The following is a 21745-nucleotide window of genomic DNA, read 5'->3' on the forward strand; positions in this document are numbered from 1 at the left end:
AAAATAATCGCTTTTTACAAGTAGAGAACTGTCAGGGCCGGAACATATAAAAAGGATAAGGAGACTCATATCAGTTGGCGTTATCTCAATGGTGAACGAGCGAGAAAGGAATCAACGATATCTAAACCGATGCTGTTGTCGGGGTCCAGGCAGCGAAGTTTGTTCATCAGTTGGAGCGCCATGGCATGCTCGCCAAGCCGTATACTAAATAACGTCTGGGCTTTTAGGGTAAAGAGCCAGAAGCGAGCAGGGCCTGAAATAGTGAAGTCAGCGTCGCCAGGCCATACTGCCCGCCAATCAATGTTGATAGACGCCTGGCGCGCAGCAGCTACCAGGGCTTTGCCTGCGACTTCCCGCGCTTTTCGAAGCTTGCCGCAGCTTGCTTGTAACTTATACAGCATATAGTACGGTGGTAAGCAGGTGGGGAAGGAAAGAACTGTCGTCCATAAAATTACTTCCGCATCGTCATTTCCCCCTTCCGGAATTGTATTAATCAACTGCATGCCCGGGGGAGTGGCAGTGCTGCCAAAAAATTCGGCTAATTCGATATCGGTAATGAGGTTCATTCTTCTCTCCTGCAAGGTGGGGCGCCGGATGGTGTCTTTGCTTCCAGGCTGATGCGATGACCGCCGGAATGGTGAGTTGGGCGCACGTGCATCATAAAGAAGCAGTCCATACAGAAGGCCACTTGGATTAACGTCTCAGACGGTATGCAGGATTCAGCTTAGGGAAGAAGTTCTGAGATTATTTGTAAATGTGGCGCAGCAGTATGGTCAATACTGCTCATTTCATTGCGCTGTGGACTCAGCCGAACTTGAACTGGATGCCATGTCCGCCTCGCGGGTATTCCCATTCGACGTTACTGTGGTCGGTGCAGAGAATGCGGCAACTGCCGCATTCGAGGCAGCCGTCGGTAATGAGCGTAACGGCACCGTTGGTCTCAATGCGATAGCAAGAGGCTGGGCAGATGTAGGTGCAGCTTTTGTCGGCACAGTTATTGGCGCATACCTCCGCGTTCTTGACATGGATATGTGGCCTACCTACATCCACGCGATAGCGGTTTTGATATAGCTTTTCTTCGATGTTGACTATTACTTTTCTCATCGAAATGCCCTCCAGAGTTTGTACGCGTCGCCAAGAAGGCCGGGCAGAGTCCGGCTCTTTCGAAACTTTCCGATGATTTCATGTTTTTTCGTCGTCTTATCGATGCCGTCCACGGTAATCATCGTACGTGCTGCGAATGCGAGCAGGTCAGGATACGTCGTAAAGAACTGGGGGTTCTGTCGGAGGATCTCTGGCATGTGGCGATATTTGTGTAAATCTTTTATCACGAAGCTCCTATCGAGCGCGCTCTTGTACGCAGAAAGTACCTCGGCGCGGTAGCCACGACCCATGGCCTTTGCTCGAATTGCCGTTTCAGCAGCAAGGCGGCCTGTCGTCATTGCTAGGTTAGACCCCTCTCGATGCGCGGAATTGACGAAGCCTCCGGAATCGCCCACTATCATCCATCCATTGCCATATACTTTTGGAATCGTATTGAAGCCACCTTCTGGAATCAGATGTGCACAGTACTCCTTCATTTCGCCTCCATCAATTAGCGGCGCTATCGAGGGGTGGTGCTTCATCTTTTCGAGCAACTCATAAGGGCTCATGCGGTGTACGGAATTCTTGAAGTCACTTAACATGCAACCAACGCCGATGGTCAGGGATTCTCTATTTGTATAAAGAAAGCCCGTGCCCGTCATGCCATTGGTGATGCGGCCGACCATTTCAATAGCGACGCCTTCGTCCCCTGAAACGTTAAAGCGCTGGCGAATGGTTTCCTCGGGAAGAAAGAGAATCTCTTTGACAGCGAGCGCAACGTTATGCGCTTCAATTTCGCTGTGAAATTTTGCCTTTCGGGCGAGAGTTGAGTTGACGCCATCTGCGAGAATCACAATGTCTGCATACACGTCACCCTCCTCCCGGTCGCAGTGAACGCCGACAACTTGATCTCCATCCATAATCAGTTGATTCACCGTCGTCTCGCAGATGAGAAATCCGCCGGCCTCTCGGACCTTTGATGAGAACCATTTATCGAATTGAGCGCGGATAATGGTGTAACGGTTGTACGGTGGTTTGTTGTAGTCGTCGCTTCGTACGTGCGTGCCTACGAACGACGTATCGTCGAGCATCCACATGCGTTGCTCAATGATGTGCCGCTCGAGCGGTGCGTCGTCGCGAAATTCTGGGATAATTTGTTCGAGGGCATTCGCATAGAGAATCGCTCCCTGAACGTTCTTACTGCCCGGATACTCACCGCGCTCAACTTGGAGAACCTTTAGACCGGCCTTGGCCATCAAGTAGGCAGCGGCGTTTCCGGAAGGGCCTGCGCCAACGACAATTACGTCAAAACGCAAAGGTTCTGTCATTTGACTACCCTCATATGTCTGGACTTATGCTGCGCCAAGTGATCCTCGCAAGCTTGAGTCAATGCAGGCAGTAGTTGCATGGCATCTCCTACGATACCGTAATGCGCGTAGTCGAAGATTGGTGCGTTTTCATCAGTGTTGATGGCCACGATCACGTCAGAACTTTCCATCCCGACGCGATGCTGGATGGCACCGGAAATTCCTGCGGCGATGTAAAGTTTTGGTCGAACGGTTTTACCCGTTTGCCCTACTTGGCGCTCGGCTTCGACCCAGCCAGCTTGCACGCAGGGGCGAGTCGCACCCACTTCGCCGCCGAGGACACGCGCCAGATTGAAGACCAGCTTGAAGTTTTCAGGGTTCTTAAGGCCCTTTCCCCCACTTACAATCACATCCGCATAAGGAAGGTTAATCTTATTGCTTTTTGAATCGGCAATAAAATTGAGCAACTTCGTCACGATGTCGGACTCGATCATACCTAGTTGCTCATGAATAATCTCTCCGCAACGGCCGGTCTGAACTGGCGGCATCGCCATTACGCGCGGACGGACCGTCGCCATCTGAGGTCGGCATGCAAGTGTCATGATCGTACAAAGAAGTGAGCCACCGAAGGTTGGACGAGTGGCCGCAAGAGCGCGCGAGGTAGAGTCTATGCTCAAGCTAGTGCAATCGGCCGTCAGCCCCGTCGAAAGAGTCGTTGCCACAGAGCCGGCAAGATCTCGACCCATAGTGGTCGCCCCGAGAAGCAGGATCTCCGGACGATATTTGCTAACTAGATCGGTCAATCCTTTCGTGAATGGTTCATTCCGATACCCCAGCAACACGGGATCGTGGATCACATACGCCTTATTTGCACCGAAACCAAATGCTTCAGTTGCAAACTGCTCAAGGGGCTCTTCAGGGCCGCCGAGCGCGACAATTGCTACCTCACTGCCCAGCTTGTCTGCGAGCTTATATGCCTCTCCTAGGAGCTCCCACGACACGCTATGAACCTGACCCTGATCGTGTTCAAGGAACACCCATACACCCTTGTAAGTTTTCAGGTGCTCAGGCAACTCAAGGTGGCGGTTGCTGCCCCTTCTAACGGTGGTGTTCGGCATATTGTGTGAACTAACGGGGGAATTCATGAGAACCTCTTCATTAACAGGTCTGCCTCCAATGTTGGATGACGGGCCAGGATCTTTTGAACAAGTTTGTGGGAGACTTCGCGGAGGTTCGCGGCACCCACTTCCAGAATTTCGGCTTTCTCGTCCTTTTGCGCTGGGCCGAAGACTTTGCTGACTACGGTGGGCGAGCCTTTGAGCCCAATCCTATTCAAGTCAGTGATGCCGGCTTGTTCTCGATTCCATTTGCGTATCGGAACCGCCGCCGCGTGTATCATCGCGGGGAGTGTTGCAAAACGTAATTCGTTCGTGTTCTCAAGCATCGTTATGAGACAAGGCAGCGTGGTCTGAAGCACTTGCACGCCTCCTTCCGCACGACGCTCGACGACGATTGAACGCTTATTTAAATCCGTTTCAACGATCCTTGATACATAGGTAAGCAGTTGGAAGCCGAGCCGTGTCGCAATACCAGGTCCGACTTGCGCAGTGTCGCCATCGATGGTCTGCTTACCGGTAAAGACCATATCCACTGTTTGTTGAGTCGTGATCTTTTGGATGGCAGCGGCAAGCGCGTAGGACGTCGCAAGCGTATCAGCTCCGGCGAAAGCGCGGTCGGTAATGAGTATGGCATCGTCAGCGCCGAAGCTGATGCACTTGCGTAGCGCGTCCTCGGCCTGGGGCGGCCCCATGCATAGCGCCGTGAGTCGTCCGCCGAAGCGGTCCTTCAGCCGTAACGCCTCCTCTAGTGAGAAGAGGTCGTATGGGTTGATGATAGCTGGAACGCCTTGGCGCATTATTGTATTGGTCACCGGATGCACCCGAATCTGCGCTGAATCGGGGACTTGCTTGATACAGACAACAATATGCATGGTTCCTTCTCCGCGTCAGACGGTGTCGCGCTTTCCCACCGAAGCGCGAAGGTTGTCAAGGCTAACGTACCTTCGTGCTTCTGCCTCCCCAAAACACCTGAAAACCTTCTGTTCCGCTGGCGTTGACGACACGAAATCGTTGTAGGCTTTGAGCAACAAGCTGCGATAAAACTCGAACAGCGCGGTGCCGTTGTCCAAGGGAGGCTCTTCTTGTTGCTCGATGTACTGGAGGAACCTTTTTAGGATATGTAGACGGCTAACGTTCAAAACTGTTTCGTCGAATGCGATGTCAAAATGCCGAAAAAAGTCCTCAGTCGAAGAGAGGTGTTGCTGCTGATGGAGGTGTCCTTGCATATCTTTGAAGTAGGTTAAAAATAGGGTGTGTGACGTAGATGCGGGCCGCGCTATTTCGACGGGCCGACGTTTATTGTTAGCTAACGCTACATGGACAACCTATGGTCGCTAAGAATAGGAATCATTGGCTTTGCTTGATATCTCCGGCGCCTGCTCGCGTTGTCGCGATAACAACATTTTTGTAACTACTCGGTCCTGGAAAACGGCCTCAGAGTTACCCGAATCTTTGTAATCTGGGTGCGGATGCGTCTTAGCAGGCAATGCATCGTGCTTGTCGCATCGTCTCAGCCGGGAATCGAAATGGGATACGCGGGAGTGTGTATCCCAACGCCTAACTCGATGGGAGCACATATGCGTTCTTATTTTTTTCGACGGCACTGCCCAGTGAGACGAATCTTGGGCAAGAGAAGAGATCTGGACGAACGTATTACTATCGACACCTGTATCCTGCTCAATCAAATGCCGTGAACCCGTCACGACTTCCTTGAGCGCTGCCTTGCCCTTCGGGTGAACCATGCCATTTACCGCTGGGCTCACATGTGGGGCGCTGGAGTTGAGCGCAGCTAGTGTATGTGCGGTAGCGAGACCGACATCATGTTGCAAATAGATTTCTACATCGTGCAGCCTTGCAATGAGGTCGTAGGCCGAAAACTGGAGAATTGCACCAACTTTGTTGGAGAATTGGATCCACTGTTCACCATACATCCTCGGGCGCAGCGCGACTTCCACAAGGAATGAAGGGTGCGGACGCGCAAGGTTTGCCATACGAATAGAGCTTCCTGTGTGGCATTCCTCTATCTTCCGGATAAGGTACGCGATCAGAGATAATGCCAAAATTCGCGACAGCCGCAGATGGTTAAAATAGCGATCGGAAACGGAGATGGACAAGTATACAAACTCAGCTTTGCAGCACAGGGCAGCGATTTGCTTGGTGTCTGTCGAGCAGCCGGAAATTGTTGTTGCCGGCTTGAGGTTTATGTCCCCAGTAGCATCGATAAGCGTTATCTCCTCATCACCCATTGCAAATATTGCTGTAAGCAGCTCCGGAATTTCTCCATGCGCGAGTATGCCGGCAATCGCACAATTTTCTTCTATCCGATAAAGGCTCATTGCGGGCCGTTTTAGGCCGGACAATGTTCTCTCGATAATAATCGGTTTAAGCATCGCGGTAGTTGCCTTTGCGCTTCATTGGTCCTACACGGTCGAGCAAGCGTTGTGCCAGCCGAGTTCAATAAGCTGGAGCGCTATCTTCAAGAGCGGCAGCGGCGACGCTGTCAGTAAACGTTGGGGGCTTCGCACATTTTTCGTGTCGCGAATGTCTCTGTCCGGACAAGCTGCTGGGTGCCGAGAAGAGGGAGCCGTATTAGGCCAATTTAGCTACCCTGTTTTCGCAGTGAGCTTCGAGCTGGCTTCAACCCACACGCAAGACGAATGCGCTGCTGTCGAACTTATAGAACGCCGGCAGATGCTGCGCCCTCATACCGGTCGAGATGCTCCTTGCGCGATGGCACGGATTTCGCTTTTTGGCGGATGTACAACTACTCTCGATGTGAAGGAAAGAGTTATGCGAAATAGGGCGTGCACGCGACCATCGGCTGCCTGTTTTGAAGGCGGGGAGAAAGTTGTGCCCCTAATGCCAACTAGCAGAACATCGGCCCTACGGGGCGAGGGTACTCCGTCTGTTGGAGCCAGCGTGTTGAAGTGCGAGTCGCCTGGAGAGGCCGAGGGGATGCGGCCGGGGGTGTGGGATAAGATAAAAGATCATCCGTGCTACTCAGAGGAAGCGCATCACCATTACGCGCGCATGCATGTAGCGGTTGCGCCCGCCTGCAACATTCAGTGCAACTACTGTAACCGCAAGTACGACTGTTCAAACGAGTCGCGACCTGGCGTTACGTCGAGAAAGCTGACGCCAGAGCAGGCAGTGAAGAAGGTGATGGTTGTCGCGAGTCGCATACCGCAACTGACGGTGGTGGGTGTTGCTGGGCCCGGTGATTCGCTCGCGAGCCCAGGAACCACGTTTGAGACGTTCCGTTTGCTTAAGGAGCGAGTTCCCGATGTCAAACTATGTCTCTCAACCAATGGCCTCGCGTTGCCTGACTTTGTGGATGACATCTGCCGATACAACATTGATCATGTGACAATAACCATCAACATGATCGATCCGGTTGTCGGGGCAAGAATTTACCCGTGGATTTTTTGGAACCGTCGCCGGTTGACAGGGACGGACGCCGCGTGCGTGTTGCATGAGCGGCAGATGCAAGGGCTCGAGATGCTAACAGAACGAGGCGTACTGACGAAAATTAATTCGGTGTTGATTCCGGGTATTAACGATAAACATTTGATTGAGGTAAATCGTGCTGTGAAACAGCGAGGTGCGTTCCTTCACAACATTATGCCGCTAATCTCCGACCCGTCGCACGGTACGTACTTCGGCCTGCACGGACCACGAGGACCTACCTCCCGTGAATTGAGGACAGTACAGGAAGCTTGTTCGGGCGGTCTGAAATTGATGCGGCATTGCCGGCAGTGCCGAGCGGACGCGGTAGGACTCTTGGATGAGGATCGCGGTGCCGAGTTTTCACTGGAGAGTATCGAGCAGATGGATATCGGCTATGACCGAAACATCCGCCAAGAGTACCAGTTCCGCACGGAGACTGAGCTCATGGCGCAACGTGAGGCAAAGCGGGAAGTGCCAGCCTTAACCAAGGTCAGGAAAGCGACAGGAGCACTGAAGGTCAATATCGCCGTTGCAACGAAAGGCCGGGGTCGCGTGAATGGGCACTTTGGGAATATCTCTGAGCTAAAAATCTTCGAAGTTAGCGCCTCTGGCGCGCACTTTGTGGGTTACCGCCGGGTTGAATTGTATTGCCAAGGGGGGTACGGTGACGATGAACGACTAGTACGTATCATACGCGCGATCAACGATTGTCATGCCATTTTTGTGGCGAAAATTGGTATCTGTCCGCGTAAGGAACTCGCCGATGCGGGCATCGAGTCGGTGGAGCAGTACGCGGGGGAAATTGTTGAGGTCGCAGCACGATCTTGGTTCAATGATTACTCAAGCCGTGTGGCTGGTGGCGGATCGCTGCGTAAACATTGCGACGAGACGCATGATCAGGCAAAGGATGTCTAAAAGGCTCCAACGACCGTTTGATGTGCAAAGGCCATGCAAGCGCGGAGGAGTAGTACCGTACTTTAAATTGTAAGGAGCGTATCTATGGCCTTGAAGATTATTGCCTCAGCCTGCACCGGCTGCTCGGCGTGCGAGGCGCAGTGCCCAAATGCTGCCATTAGTGAGAAAGGTGACGTGTTGGCAATTGATCCTAAGAAGTGCACTATGTGCGAGGGACTCGATTTTCCGCAGTGTCTGTCGGTGTGCCCCGTGGACGATTGCATAGTAACGGCTTAGCCTGGCCATAGCGCTCTTCTTGAAGGCGTGTTTATCGATCTGGTTCATTTCATGGCTCAAGCCTTACCGGTAGCGAAACTATGAATTGCCGGAAAATATGGAACTAGGATCCGTCGGCGTTACATCGTCGGTGGGGTGCGAACATGCTTCTATAGTGGAGGGCAAGTTTGTGGATGCTAATTTAGAGACTGATCTCGGGGAAAGGCGATGTCGAGGCCAAAGCAGCTCTTATGTAACTCCGAGAGGGGTGACACCGTTGAAATAGCCTTTGAACCTAGGTTTGAGGTTGGCGAGCGCGTAATCGCACGGTCGATGGTTCGCAATGATGGTACGTTTTTTGGGAAAAGCATTGGCGAAGTTATCGTGAATAAAGGAGATATTGGCTACGTCACTAGAATCGACACCTTTCTGCAACGATTCTACATCTATGCTGTTCACTTCGTCGCGGATGATCGTCGCGTTGGCATGCGCGCAAGAGAACTCTGCACTCTGGACTACTTAAATGAAGGCGTATGCGCGCCTATACGTGACCACATCGCGGGTCCACCGTCCATCACAGACGGGGGAATTTTTGACGGGGCCGTTCTAAATTCCAAGGGGGGAGTCGATCGCTAAAAGGTGCCGGCGTGCTGTTGTATGGAATCCAGACGAACCGGCGGTATTTTGCCGGCTAAGAGAAACTGCCTGTTGTCGCTGTTGTCGCGCAAGAGATCGATTCCCCGGCGAGATGTGGCGGAACCAGACCAAACGGGTAAGCTGTCCTTACAGGTCCTTTTGTACGTAATGAGTCGATTATGCTTGTCGGGGCAATGACAAAATGTGTGTGGTTTGTCTGGAGAATTTTTCAATACGCGAAGGTCAATGCATGGCGGTGAACCTGACAAATCCTTTGTAACGGAGTGTTTGCCATACACTGTGTTTCCAGTTTCTCCGTTTTTGGAGGCCAAAAATGAAAATTATGATTCGAAAGGATATTACAGGTACACTTAAGGCATATCTGCCAAGAAAGGACCTTGAAGAGCCGATAGTTTCCATGACGAAGGATCAAATGTGGGGCGGCCTCGTTAAGCTTGGGAATGGTTGGCAGTTTCAGTTACCAGAGATGGCGCCAGATACTAGGCTTCCAGTGACTGTCGAAGCTAGAAGAGTTGATTCTGGAGGCAAATGACATGGCGCTCACTGGCGATCAGATCAATATTATAACGGAATTGATTCGCAAGGAATCATCACTTCCCGAAGTTGCGGCTAAGTGGCAAAGCTGCTATCCGGATGTTCGTGCAATCCGGGTGAGCGATCTCGAAATGCGGTACGAAAGACCGGTTATAGAATTGGCTGGGCGGCGCGTCTATTTTGGTGCATCCACGGGCGTCTGCATTTCTATAACATCGGAGCCAAGCCACGCGAATATGCTGATCCTCACGGAAAATTGGGCATCCAATGAAGATGGATAACATTACCATAATATTTGAATGGGGGATTTCATAACTGAATGGATTTCATCTTTACTAAGTGAGGAAATGGCCTCTCATAGACGACCATAATGGTTTAAAAGTTGGCTAAACAACGGCTAAGTCGACCTCGGGGTCTCTTCTCTAGGACCTCTCGAATGTACGACGACTCTCCGTACGTGGTTACGATGGATTTCCAAAAAAAGCATAAGGTATTCTACATTACCGCTGGGCACGGCGTTTGCCGTTCAGTTTTACGAAATTGTCCGATGGCTAGCGTGAAGCTGCCAAACACGTCTCTGTTTCACACAGGCTGTGCCAGCCTTAATGATTCAAGTTAATAGGTCAGTGGGGGCGACGCGAGGGCGTGTTAGTTGCCAAGCGACGTATTTCGACACAGTGCGATCGGTTTGTCAGTATCGCGACGCGGACCATGGTTCATAGTTAGGGCTACAACAAGTTCCGGAAAGCCGCGATTTCGCGGGTTTTCTGGAGTTCTTAGCGACATGGCACGAAAGCTGCGCTAACGCGGTCGCGCGGACACGAGCTGGCCGATGCGTGCTTTTGAAAGAAGAAGACCATAGGGAAACACCGCAGACTGAGGACATGATCGTGGCCTTGCAAACCATGGTTTTCTAGCTACACCTTCAATTCAAAATGGAGTATCACAATGTCTAACCTTCGGCAAATTGCCTTTTATGGTAAAGGTGGCATCGGCAAGTCGACTACCTCGCAGAACACGCTAGCGGCGCTGAGCGACCTCGGGCAGAAGATTCTCATCGTTGGGTGTGATCCAAAGGCGGACTCCACACGGCTTATTTTGCATGCTAAAGCACAGGATACAATCCTCTCGCTTGCGGCTGAAGCGGGATCCGTCGAGGATCTTGAACTGGATGACGTAATGAAGATTGGTTACAAGGACATCCGATGTGTCGAGTCGGGGGGGCCTGAACCGGGGGTTGGCTGCGCAGGCAGAGGTGTTATAACGTCAATCAATTTCCTGGAAGAGAACGGCGCGTATGACGGTGTTGATTACGTTTCCTATGATGTGCTCGGCGATGTCGTCTGTGGCGGTTTCGCGATGCCAATACGTGAAAACAAGGCCCAAGAGATCTACATTGTTATGTCTGGCGAGATGATGGCGATGTACGCCGCAAACAACATTTCTAAAGGAATTTTGAAGTACGCAAATAGCGGCGGCGTGCGCTTGGGTGGGTTGATCTGTAACGAGCGAAAGACGGACAAGGAACTTGAGCTAGCAGAATCGCTGGCGGAGATGCTAGGCACGAAGTTGATACACTTCGTGCCTCGCGACAACGTAGTCCAGCATGCAGAACTGCGTCGAATGACCGTCATTGAGTATGCGCCAGACTGCGCTCAGGCAGGGGAGTATCGTGCGCTTGCCGAGAAGATCCATAACAATGGCGGAAATGGTGTTATTCCGACGCCAATCACGATGGACCAGTTGGAGGATCTCTTGATGGCGAAGGGGATTCTGGTGCAGATCGACGAGTCAAAAGTTGGGAAGACTGCGTCAGAACTTACTGCCTAGTCAGGCTTGAACGACAGCCGCCGTGCACGCACGGCGGCTATTTGCGACGAGCATGTTGATTACCTATGGACTACGCGATGACCACGACGGTTGAGGAACGGAAGGCCGCTAACAAGGCCCTCATTGACGAAGTGCTACGGGCTTACCCTGAAAAGATGGGAAAACGACGGGCCAAGCACCTAAGTTCATTCGAGGAAGGCAAGCCAGATTGCGGGGTGAAGTCGAATATCAAGTCGCTGCCTGGGGTCATGACGATTCGCGGGTGCGCGTATGCTGGATCAAAGGGCGTGGTATGGGGGCCGATCAAAGACATGATCCATATAAGCCATGGGCCCGTTGGCTGTGGCCAGTACTCATGGGGATCGCGTCGCAATTACTACGTTGGCACCACGGGCATCGATACGTTCGTTACTATGCAGTTCACCTCTGATTTCCAGGAGAAGGACATAGTGTTCGGAGGTGACAAGAAGCTTGACAAGATCATTGATGAGATACAGCAATTGTTTCCGCTCAACAAGGGGATTTCTATTCAGACAGAATGTCCGATTGGTCTTATCGGCGACGACATTGAGGCTGTCTCAAAGAAGAAGAGTAAGGAGTATGGCGGGCACACCGTCGTACCTGTGCGCTGCGAGGGTTTCCGTGGTGTGTCGCAGTCACTCGGTCATCATTTGGCAAACGACGCGATCCGCGACTTTGTGTTCGATGCTCACTCCAATAAGCGTCTCGCGCTTGAATCGACACCCTATGACGTTGCTATCATAGGCGACTACAACATTGGGGGAGACGCGTGGTCAAGTCGAATTCTTCTTGAAGAGATGGGTTTGCGGGTCATCGCACAGTGGTCGGGTGACGGTACATTGGCGGAACTAGAGAACACCCCAAGGTCAAAGCTGAATTTGTTGCATTGTTACCGATCGATGAACTACATCAGTCGACACATGGAAGAAAAGTATGGCATCCCATGGGTAGAATATAATTTTTTTGGTCCCACAATGATTGAGAAAAGCTTGCGTGAAATTGCAGGTCGATTTGATGATGCGATTATGGAAAATGCAGAAAAGGTGATCGCTAAATACCGCAAGGTATCTGATGCCGTCACTGCGAAATATAAGCCTCGGTTGCAAGGTAAAAAGGTGATGCTCTTTGTAGGTGGATTACGCCCGCGGCACGTTGTAGGGGCATACGAGGATCTAGGCATGGAGGTTATCGGAACGGGGTATGAGTTTGCACACAATGACGATTACCAACGAACGACGCATTATCTAAAGGATGGCACACTCATCTATGATGATGTGACGGGGTACGAATTTGAAAGATTCGTAGACCGGGTGCGCCCCGACCTTGTCGGTTCTGGTATCAAAGAGAAGTACGTATTCCAGAAAATGGGTGTACCGTTCCGTCAAATGCATAGCTGGGATTACTCAGGCCCTTATCACGGCTACGACGGATTTGCGATATTCGCCCGTGATATGGACATTGCCATCTCAAGTCCTGTATGGAACCTCGCGAAGACGCCGTGGAAAGATCGAACATGAGCACAGAGATCGCAGCGGCGGGCGCGTCTAGCGAACGTTTATTTGGAACTTACGTACAGGAGTGAGTGATGCCACAATCGACTGACAAAATTCTCGACCATGAACTACTCTTCCGGGAGCCGGAATACAGGGCGCTCTTTCAGAATAAGAAGAAAGAGTTTGAATTTAAGGATCCCGAGGAAAAGATAAGGGATTTTTCCGAATGGACTAAGACAGAAGACTATAAGAAAAAGAACTTCGCAAGAGAATCACTGACTGTGAATCCGGCCAAGGCGTGTCAGCCACTTGGAGCCGTGTTTGTAGCAAACGGCTTTCACAAGACACTTCCATTCGTTCATGGTTCTCAAGGCTGCGTTGCATACTACCGTTCACATTTCTCAAGGCATTTCAAGGAGCCGACTTCGTGTGTGAGTTCCTCTATGACTGAGGATGCGGCGGTGTTCGGCGGCCTGAACAACATGATTGATGGGCTGGCTAACGCGTACAACCTTTACAAGCCCGAGATGATTGCTGTATCCACAACATGCATGGCGGAGGTGATCGGGGACGACCTCGATGCATTCATCAAAAACAGCAAGCAGAAGGGCAGCGTCCCTGAAGATTACGACGTGCCCTTCGCCCACACGCCAGCATTTGTCGGTAGTCACGTGACGGGTTATGACAATGCGCTACTGGGCATCCTGAAGCACTTTTGGGGCGGTAGGGCAGGAACGTCCAACCCGCTGGTACGAATGCCTGACGACAGTGTGAACTTCATCGGCGGCTTTGATGGCTTTGTCGTCGGAAACATGCGCGAAATCAGGAGAATATTTGATCTGTTCGGCGTAAAAGTGAACATTATCTGCGACCCGTCGGAAACCTGGAACACACCTACGGATGGCGTGTTCAGAATGTATCAAGGTGGGACAACGAAAGAGGAGGTGGAACGCGCACTGAACGCTAAAGCAACATTCGTTTTCCAGGAGTTCTGCTGCGAACGAACAAGTAAGTTTATCGCTGAACAGGGTCAGGATGTCGTGGTTTTAAATGCGCCAGTTGGCGTTGGTGGCACTGACCATTTCCTTATGGAGATTTCACGGGTGACCGGTAAGCCGATACCAGCTGAACTGGAAAAGGAGCGAGGTCAACTCGTAGACGCTATGGCGGACAGTCAGGCAAGCCTCCATGGTAAGCGGTACGCATTGTATGGTGATCCGGACCAGATGCTGGGATACACCCAATTTCTCCTCGAGATTGGGGCTGAACCAAGCCACGTGTTATCGACAAACGGTAACGATGCTTGGGCTGAGAAAGTGCAGGCGTTGCTCGATGCGTCGCCATATGGTGTAGGATGCAAAGTCTATCCGAAGCGTGACCTCTGGCACCTGCGCTCTTTGTTATTCACGGAGCCGGTGGACTATCTGATCGGCAACACATACGGAAAATACTTGGAGCGCGATGCCGGGACACCTCTCGTTCGGCTCGTGTTTCCAATTTTTGACCGTCACCACTATCATCGGTACCCTACTTGGGGATACGCTGGCGGTCTGCGCATTCTTATGGCGCTACTGGATGAATATTTTGAAGCCTTGGACGCTAGCACTATTGCTGTTTCGGAGACCGACTACAGCTATGACATTGTTCGGTGAACGAACTGCGTAGCCTATCGAAGGTCTAATAGCCAAACGGCTCTTCGTTTTTGCGTGAGGATTTTGAATCGGATAAGCAAGAAACTCGTCTTTGGGGAAAGCGAATGAGTGATCGCTCGCTCCGAGCGGCTTTCTTCCTGCCGATAGCCATTGAGATGAGCTCTGTTGGGAGCGGGCGCGGTAGTCTCACGTGTGAAGGCGCTTGTTCAACGTACGTTCCTTAGCTGCTTGTCCGACAGGCTTTCCCTCAGTGCGGGCGTGGTTACGGTGGTGGACGTGTATGCCTTTTGGAGGCGCGGGAATTTATGCGGGCGGCGCGGACCTGTCCGCATTCTTTATGTGCGGGAGGTTTTTTAATTCTGTTAGCCTCGACGAGATTGACCTATTTCCGCTGCAGGCGGTGCGTGCCCGCTCCAATGGGAAGCGAGACTACGAGCCAGCGGGCAAGCGGCGTCTGATTGAGTTCTGTCTTCAATCGGGAGCATCGGTTTCAGGCACGGCTCTCAAGGCGGGCATCAACGCTAACCAGTTGCGCAAATGGATTCGGGATCCGAGATTCAGCGCAGGCGCAAGGTGCGTTGCCGGCATTCGTGCCGGTTGTCGAGGAGGTTCTAGATTCGCGGCCAATCAAGACACCCGCACAGGTTGTGGTGTCTGGCGATCCGCCACCGCGGCGAGCGCAACCGCTGGCGCTGTTGAGCGCAAAGCTGCCCAACGGTGTATCGCTCGAGCTGGAATGCAGCGAGCGAGACGTTGGGCTCGTAAAGGCAATGATCGAAGCCCTGAGTGGAGGCCATTGATGTTCCGCCTCGACGCTGGGCTGCGGGTGTATCTGCATCGCGACGCAGTGGACTTCCGTAAGAACATCAACGGCCTGGCACTGCTGGTCGAGCAGGCGCTCGGGCTGGATCCGTTTGCATCGGCTGTATTTGTGTTCCGTAACCAGCGGGCCGATCGTATCAAGATTCTCGGGTGGGATCGCAACGGCTTCTGGCTATTGTTGAAGCGATTGGAGGCGGACCGGTTTGCCTGGCCACGCGAGGCGACAGTGGCTATGCTGACGGTCGAACCGTTGCACTGGCTGCTCCAGGGAATCGACATCGAGGCGATGCGCCGGCACCCGCACCGAGAATACCATCGCGCTGCGTGAACGCTGCTTGGCGGCAGCGGTCTAACCCGCCATGCCATCCACGCCCGTCACCGTTACCGCCGCCGAGCTGCAATTGTTGCGCGATGCCGAACGCGAACTCAAGGCAATACTCGCGGAACGCGAGGCAATCAAGGGCGAGCTGCGTGTGATGACGGTCCAGCGAGACCTGCTCTTGGAACAGCTCAAGGCGTTCCAGCGTAAGCTGTTCGCCGCCAAGAGCGAGGCGCGAGGTTCGGAGCAGAAGGACTTGTTCCTCAATGAAGCCGAAGCCTTGGCGGCGGCCGCGCAGCCAGCGCAGGAAGAAGAAGGTACGCCCGAGACCGAAGTGGCCGGACACAAACGCAAGAAGCGTGGCCGCAAGCCGCTCCATCCGGCGCTGCCCCGTGTCGAGGTTCGTCACGAACTACCCGAGTCGGAACGCGTCAGCCCCCTCGATGGCCAGACTCTGGTCGAGATTGGCGTCGAGGTCAGCGAACAGCTCGACATCGTGCCGCAGCAGGTCCGCGTGATCCAGCACCAGCGGGTCAAGTACGCCTGCCCATGCTGCGACGGCGGCATCAAGACAACGCCGGCACCGGCGCGCATTATTCCCAAGGGACTCCTTACCGAATCGGCGCTGGCCTGGTGCATCACCTCGAAGTATCAGGATGGCCTGCCGCTGTACCGCCAGGCAGCGCTGCTGCATCGCTTCGGCGGGGACCTCTCTCGCGGCACCCTGGCCGCAAGCATAGTGCGAGTAGGCCAAGCGGTGCAGCCAGTCGTCAACCTGCTGCGCGACCATCTGCTGGAAGCAGACGTCGTGTACGGTGACGAGACAACGGTACAGGTGCTCAAGGAGCCCGGCAGGCCTGCCCAGAGAAAGAGCTTCCTATGGGCGCAGATGAATGGCACGGGGCCGCCGGTACGGTTGTTTGCCTATAGCCCGACACGCGAGACAAAGCAGGCTACGGCTCTCTATGCCGGTATCAAGCCTGGGGCGGTGTTGATGACCGACGGCTATGCACCATACGACGACGTCTCAAACACCTATCAGTTGGTGCATCTCGGATGCTGGGCACACGCGCGCCGCTACCTGGTCGAGGCGGAGCAAGCCTTGCCCAAGGACAAGCGCCCCGACCACCCGGTCACCGGATCCCTGCAGCGCATCGGCAAGCTGTTTGCCATCGAAAGCCACACGCTCAAGATGAAGCCGGAACAACGGCAGCAGGTTCGCGCCGAACAAAGCCAGCCGCTGCTGGCCGAGATCGAAACAATGCTGCTGCAACATCTGCATACCGTGCTGCCGCAAAGCCTGTTCGGCAAGGCGCTGCACTACCTGCATGGGCAGTGGCCAAAGCTCGTGCGCTACATCGAGAACGGAACCTGGCCGATCTCGAACAATCCCTGCGAGAACGCGATTAGGCCATTCGTGATCGGACGGAGAAACTTCCTCTTCTGCGACACCGTGGCCGGTGCCAACGCCAGCGCAAGTCTTTACTCGCTGGTGGAAACCTGCAAGGCCAACGACGTCGATTCGTATCAGTATCTCGTTGCCTTGTTCAAGGCGTTGCCACACGCACAGACAGCCGACGACTACGAGGCTCTGCTGCCCTGGAGGCTCAAGCCCTCAACCGTCTTCGGATACCGCCGGCGGCCGGAAGGGACGCCCTTAAAAGACCGCTTACAGAAGAAGGGTATCGTGGAATCGGGAGTCAAGTACGTAAAGAACAGCTTCGGGCCGCTGCGCGACTTCCGCGACCTCGCCGATGCCAACCGCCAGGTGCGCGCCTGGGTCATGGCCGAGGCCGGCACTCGCATCCACGGCACACCGGGATGGTCACGTTCAGTTCGAGCGGGCTTATTACTCGGCGCCGTTCCGTCTGGCCGGCAAGTCGTGTGGCTCAAGGCTACGGCGACGATGGTGCATCTGTATGAGGAATACATCCTGCTTGCTACTCACTTGCGACAGGGTGCGCTCGGCGCCCGCAGTCCCGTCACCGACCATCTGCCACCCGAGGCACAGGCTTGGCAATTGCACGATGTCCAGTGGTGCTTGCGCGAGGCCAAGCGCATCGGTCCGTCCTGTTCCGCTCTGGTGCGCGTGCTGTTCGGCGATCGAGTTCTGATCAAGTTGCGTGCTGTCCAAGGCCTGTTGCGGTTCGCACAGCAATGCAGCGACGAACGGCTGGAAGCCGCCTGCCGGCGGGCCAACCACTTCGGCACGCCCAACTACGGCGCGGTCAAGCAGATTCTGGCCAAGGGGGCTGGATCTCGAACCAGCGCCCACGGTCAGCACGCTGGCCACCACCTACGCCCAAGGCGGCCGCTTCTGCCGCGACACCCAGACGCTGCTTCTTCATTGAATCCCATGAATCCGATCCCCGAACTCTCCTCCGCCCTCAAGCAACTGCGCCTGTCTGGCGTTCTCGACACGCTGGAAGTACGCAATCGCGAAGCCGTCGAGCGTCAGTTGGCCCACACCGACTTCCTCGCCTTGCTTGTCCACTACGAACTGGCTCGCCGGGACCAGAAGAAACTCAGCCAACGCGTGCGCCGCGCCAGCTTCCGCGGGGAGAAGACCCTGGAGGGCTTCGACTTCGACCGCCTGCCAAACTTGAACCGGGCGACTGTCTATGACCTGGCCACCGGCCGCTACATTGAGGAGAAGGCCTGCATCTTGATCGCCGGACCGTGCGGTACCGGCAAGAGCCACTTGGCCCAGGCACTGGGGCATGCCGCCGTCCGCGCCATTCTTGAGACCCCGTTCGAGCCCGATCCAGGCGACTCCGCCTGGCTCCATTACGCCGAAGATGCCCGGTTCCTTTATGCCGGCGATCGACAACGCCTGACCGCTGGCCCCTGATCGAGGCAACCACAATATCTCAAGGTCAGCAGGGTTCGCGCGTACGGCTATCCTGACGAAGATAGTCCGTAAAAATATCAGTAAATGTTCGTTCCATGAAATAACTTCATGGCGTCTTGAAAACGGATCATTTTACCGACCTCGCACCGAGCAATTACAATAAAGACTTGGCTTGAAAAGAAAGCGGCTAGGGTCAAGCTAAGAAGTGTAGAAATTTTAGTGCATCCCGAGGGGGCATGGGATAAGGAAGTGTAGCGGTATCCAGCATCGCCGCAAATAAAGGAGGCCCTTTGCGCAAGCCTCGTTGATTATGCCTTGCCATATTCTTAGTCGTATGTTGAGTGATATTCTCCATTGAGCTTGAACTCATCCGGCATCAAGCGGACGAATCAATTTCGTGTGGACACACGGCACACACAAGGCACTTCCGCGAACATAATGCTCATGAATTATCGAGGGGGAAGTTCAATCCAGCGGAGGAAAGATTAGTCCACTTTTCCGAGTCGTTATCGGGTATCCAGCGCTGAAATAGTGAAATATCTCCTATTTCACTATTATAAATGGTAAATCATTTGATGAAATGATGGCGGACGAAGAAATAATGCAGATTACGAAACTCTCCTCAAACGAGAACCCATTTGGCCCATCACCCAAAGCAGTTGATGCCGCGAAACTAGCAATTGCCTCTGCGAATCGCTATCCAGAACGCACCGACAAAAAGCTCTGCGACGCCCTAGCTGCCTTTCATGGTAGAGGCCTTACAAGCGCGCAATTTTTCTCGGCAAACAGCGGTGTCGAAGTACTGTCTTTAGTGGAAGATGCGCTGATTAAGCCTGGTCAACGTGCCATCATATGTCCGCCGTGTTTTAGTGAATATTCAAAATCTCTTGCAAATAAGGGATGCGAGATAGACAGAGTACCGCTGATTGGATCGGATTTCCGCTTGGACGTCGATGCAATCCTACGCAGGATAAACAAGGATACCAGGTTGCTATATCTTTGTAATCCAAATAATCCGACCGGGACCTGGTTTGGGGAAAGTGTGTTGGGTACAGTGTTGGGAAAAATTCCGGATGATGTCACCGTAATATATGATGAGGTGTATTATCAATTTGCTACAGAAGAAGGCCTTCCTGATGCTATACGGCATGTCCTCGACGATCAAAATGTCGTGATTGTTCATAGCTTTTCCAAGGCTTATGGTTTGGCTGGTATGCGCATCGGTTATGGGATCGCGCCGCAACGGATAGCTCAGAGTGTGAAGAAGCGGAAACGAAATTTTCACCTAAGCGCAGCAGGAATGGATGCTGCAATTGCCGCTTTGGGGGATAGGGTTCACTTGCAGCGCACCGTCGATAACAACCATGCCGAGCGGCTCAGGCTCGCGACCGGGCTAAAAGCCCTGAATCTGGAGGTGACACCAAGCCAGGCAAACTTTCTCATGGTTCGCTGTCCCAAAGGCTTCAACGCTGAGGAACTGGCAGGGCTCTTGGTTGGGAACGGGGTCATGGTACGTCCCGCATTCGATCTGCCGCACTGCATAAGAATCACGGTCGGTGCACCAGGTGACAACACGAGATTACTCGCATTATTGGATACGCTTCTGGAGGGCTGAAGACTATGAGAGCTATGACGGGTGGTGAGGCAGCAGTTCTTTCTTTGCATAACCTCGGAATAAGGACGGTATTCGGTCTACCTGGCATGCAGAACGATTGGCTCTATAATGCATTTTTCGATCATCGAGAAAAATTCCGGATAATTCACACTCGACATGAGCAAGGTGCGGCATATATGGGACTCGGTCATGCTCTGGTCAGCGATTTGCCCACGGTATTCAACGTTGTTCCGGGGCCAGGCCTTCTCAATTCAACCGCCGCGATCTCAACGGCGTACGCACTTAACGCAAAGCTGATGTGTTTGACCGGTCAGATAAACTCAGCGGCAATAGGAAGAGGTTGGGGTGAATTGCATGAAATTAATGATCAGCTCTCAATCTTGCGTTCCCTTAGCAAATGGGTAGCAACTGCTCACACCCCATCGGAGATTCCGATCTTGATCGGTGAAGCCTTTCACCAGATGCTTTCGGGTCGACCTCGACCAGTTGGGCTGGAGATTCCAATGGACGTGTTAGCCAGCACGGCTCCCGCCGATCCCCAACTCAAACTACGGACTCCCTATGAACCTCCTCTGGACGAGGAAGCTATCGAAGAGGTCGCCAAAGTGCTAGGTGCCTCTGTTGCTCCAATGATATTTGTCGGAAGCGGTGCGCAAGGCGCGAGCACATTGGTCCGGCAGTTAGCGGAGGTCTTACAGGCACCGGTCGTGGCATATCGTACCGGTATGGGGGTTGTGGATGCCCGTAGCTATCTCTCCCTGCACCTGCCTGCCGCGAAGGACCTTTGGGGAAAAACCGATGTTGTTCTGGCCATCGGTACCAACATGCGAATACCAGCAAAAAAATGGATTCGGACACATCGGCCGGATATTATTCGCATTGACGTTGACCCGACCACACATCGTAGATTTTTTACGCCGAAGTGCGAAATTACGGCTCGGGCAGAGCAAGCCTTGCCACTCTTGCTGAGAAGGCTTGAAGAATACAATGCCGTTCGACGTCCACGAGAAACTGCATTGATGGAAGTCAAAGCCGCATGGGAAGCGCGTTCAGCGGTGCTCGAACCACAATTGAGCTATCTGAAGGTTATCCGTGAAGAAATAGGTGAACATGGAATATTTGTAGACGAATTAACCCAGGTTGGCTTTGCGAGTCGCATCGTTTATCCTGTATACAGTCCCCGCACTTACATATCTACCGGCTATCAGGGGACACTCGGATATGGCTTTCCGACTGCGCTCGGAGTGAAGGTTGCAAAGCCAAACGTACCCGTGGTTTCTATTACGGGGGACGGCGGGTTCATGTTTGCCGTTCAAGAGCTAGCCACTGCTGTACAGCATAAGATTTCTCTGATCGTTCTGCTTTTCAATAACAACTGTTTTGGAAATGTCCGCCAGATGCAAGTCAACGACTACGGCGGTAGAATTATAGCAACTGATCTTCGAAATCCAGATTTCTGCCGTTTGTCGGAAAGCTTTGGTGCACAAGCGTTCCGAACGGACTCTCCCGAAGGACTGCGGTTCGCATTACGTCGGGCCATCTCAACGACGAGTGTACCGACGGTGATCGAAGTCAGCGTGGGGGATATGCCAAGTATTGACCAGTTCCGGTGAGGTGATTCTCCATTCTATGAAGTTTTCGATAAATCTAACCGCTTCGGGAGCCCGTATTGAGAACGGCGGGACACATATGAGTTTCCAAGTGTTTATGGGCTTGACCCCGTGCCTGACTAGAATCCCTCATATAACGGCTGAGTGATCATCGCCGCCATCGATTTGTTTATTTTCACGCGCTTCCAAATCAAACGGGCACCTCAGTTGGCGACG

General features: G+C 53.2%; 19 protein-coding genes and 1 pseudogene. 13 read left to right on the forward strand and 7 right to left on the reverse strand.

The window, feature by feature from the left end:
- Nucleotides 1-80 precede the first annotated feature (80 nt).
- From CBM2586_RS30725 to CBM2586_RS30755, 7 genes are all read right to left on the reverse strand, one after another.
- Nucleotides 81-566, reverse strand: coding sequence for a hypothetical protein (locus tag CBM2586_RS30725; protein ID WP_012354678.1), 486 nt, complete (start codon nt 564-566; stop codon nt 81-83).
- Nucleotides 567-804: 238 nt separating this feature from the next.
- The gene (locus CBM2586_RS30730) at nt 805-1104 is read right to left on the reverse strand and encodes a ferredoxin family protein (protein WP_012354679.1); all 300 of its coding nucleotides are present in this window, start codon (nt 1102-1104) and stop codon (nt 805-807) included.
- Nucleotides 1101-2411 (reverse strand): FAD-dependent monooxygenase, encoded by a 1311-nt coding sequence (locus CBM2586_RS30735; RefSeq protein ID WP_012354680.1) that lies wholly within the window; start codon nt 2409-2411, stop codon nt 1101-1103. The genes CBM2586_RS30730 and CBM2586_RS30735 overlap by 4 nt, the downstream gene beginning before the upstream one ends.
- Nucleotides 2408-3535: an electron transfer flavoprotein subunit alpha/FixB family protein gene (locus CBM2586_RS30740; protein WP_012354681.1), complete on the reverse strand. Its 1128-nt coding sequence runs from the start codon at nt 3533-3535 to the stop codon at nt 2408-2410. The genes CBM2586_RS30735 and CBM2586_RS30740 overlap by 4 nt, the downstream gene beginning before the upstream one ends.
- Nucleotides 3532-4380 carry an electron transfer flavoprotein subunit beta/FixA family protein gene (locus CBM2586_RS30745; protein WP_012354682.1) on the reverse strand — a complete coding sequence of 283 codons (849 nt, stop codon included), beginning with the start codon at nt 4378-4380 and terminating at the stop codon, nt 3532-3534. Before CBM2586_RS30745 ends, CBM2586_RS30740 begins: the two co-directional genes overlap by 4 nt.
- A 15-nt stretch (nt 4381-4395) precedes the next feature.
- Nucleotides 4396-4734, reverse strand: a complete 339-nt coding sequence (locus CBM2586_RS30750; protein WP_012354683.1) for a nitrogenase-stabilizing/protective protein NifW — start codon at nt 4732-4734, stop codon at nt 4396-4398.
- A 108-nt stretch (nt 4735-4842) separates the two neighbouring features.
- On the reverse strand, nt 4843-5898 hold the full coding sequence (locus CBM2586_RS30755; protein WP_012354684.1) for a homocitrate synthase: 1056 nt from the start codon (nt 5896-5898) through the stop codon (nt 4843-4845).
- A gap of 400 nt (nt 5899-6298) precedes the next feature.
- Here CBM2586_RS30755 and nifB point away from each other — a divergent pair, with 400 nt between their 5' ends.
- The 13 genes and pseudogenes from nifB to CBM2586_RS30830 all read left to right on the forward strand — a co-directional run bounded on the left by nifB (nt 6299) and on the right by CBM2586_RS30830 (nt 21532).
- The gene (gene nifB, locus CBM2586_RS30760) at nt 6299-7870 is read left to right on the forward strand and encodes a nitrogenase cofactor biosynthesis protein NifB (RefSeq protein ID WP_012354685.1); all 1572 of its coding nucleotides are present in this window, start codon (nt 6299-6301) and stop codon (nt 7868-7870) included.
- 84 nt (nt 7871-7954) lie between these two features.
- Nucleotides 7955-8146 carry a 4Fe-4S binding protein gene (locus CBM2586_RS30765; protein WP_012354686.1) on the forward strand — a complete coding sequence of 64 codons (192 nt, stop codon included), beginning with the start codon at nt 7955-7957 and terminating at the stop codon, nt 8144-8146.
- A 207-nt stretch (nt 8147-8353) separates the two neighbouring features.
- Complete coding sequence (locus CBM2586_RS30770; RefSeq protein WP_012354687.1) at nt 8354-8761, forward strand: nitrogen fixation protein NifZ; 408 nt, start codon at nt 8354-8356, stop codon at nt 8759-8761.
- 334 nt (nt 8762-9095) lie between these two features.
- Nucleotides 9096-9314, forward strand: a complete 219-nt coding sequence (nifT, locus tag CBM2586_RS30775) for a putative nitrogen fixation protein NifT (protein WP_081479548.1) — start codon at nt 9096-9098, stop codon at nt 9312-9314.
- 1 nt (nt 9315) lies between these two features.
- Nucleotides 9316-9597, forward strand: a complete 282-nt coding sequence (locus tag CBM2586_RS30780; RefSeq protein WP_012354689.1) for a hypothetical protein — start codon at nt 9316-9318, stop codon at nt 9595-9597.
- A gap of 667 nt (nt 9598-10264) precedes the next feature.
- The gene (nifH, locus tag CBM2586_RS30785) at nt 10265-11146 is read left to right on the forward strand and encodes a nitrogenase iron protein (RefSeq protein ID WP_012354691.1); all 882 of its coding nucleotides are present in this window, start codon (nt 10265-10267) and stop codon (nt 11144-11146) included.
- Between the two features lie 77 nt (nt 11147-11223).
- On the forward strand, nt 11224-12684 hold the full coding sequence (gene nifD / locus CBM2586_RS30790; protein ID WP_025586731.1) for a nitrogenase molybdenum-iron protein alpha chain: 1461 nt from the start codon (nt 11224-11226) through the stop codon (nt 12682-12684).
- Nucleotides 12685-12752: 68 nt separating this feature from the next.
- A complete protein-coding gene (gene nifK, locus CBM2586_RS30795) occupies nt 12753-14312 on the forward strand; it encodes a nitrogenase molybdenum-iron protein subunit beta (protein ID WP_012354693.1) in 1560 nt (519 codons plus the stop codon).
- A 337-nt stretch (nt 14313-14649) separates the two neighbouring features.
- A pseudogene (locus tag CBM2586_RS32730) lies at nt 14650-14805 on the forward strand (hypothetical protein); the annotation flags it as partial.
- Between the two features lie 306 nt (nt 14806-15111).
- Nucleotides 15112-15462, forward strand: a complete 351-nt coding sequence (gene tnpB, locus CBM2586_RS30805) for an IS66 family insertion sequence element accessory protein TnpB (protein ID WP_025586775.1) — start codon at nt 15112-15114, stop codon at nt 15460-15462.
- Between the two features lie 31 nt (nt 15463-15493).
- Nucleotides 15494-18304: an IS66 family transposase gene (gene tnpC, locus CBM2586_RS32735; RefSeq protein WP_012354695.1), complete on the forward strand. Its 2811-nt coding sequence runs from the start codon at nt 15494-15496 to the stop codon at nt 18302-18304.
- A 580-nt stretch (nt 18305-18884) separates the two neighbouring features.
- Entirely contained in the window at nt 18885-19919 is a 1035-nt protein-coding gene (locus tag CBM2586_RS30825) for a pyridoxal phosphate-dependent aminotransferase (protein WP_012354696.1), read from the forward strand.
- Between the two features lie 14 nt (nt 19920-19933).
- Nucleotides 19934-21532, forward strand: a complete 1599-nt coding sequence (locus CBM2586_RS30830; RefSeq protein WP_012354697.1) for a thiamine pyrophosphate-dependent enzyme — start codon at nt 19934-19936, stop codon at nt 21530-21532.
- The last annotated feature ends 213 nt before the right edge of the window (nt 21533-21745 follow it).

The sequence above is a fragment of the Cupriavidus taiwanensis genome, from assembly GCF_900250115.1.
GTDB classification, from domain to species: Bacteria; Pseudomonadota; Gammaproteobacteria; order Burkholderiales; family Burkholderiaceae; genus Cupriavidus; species Cupriavidus taiwanensis_B.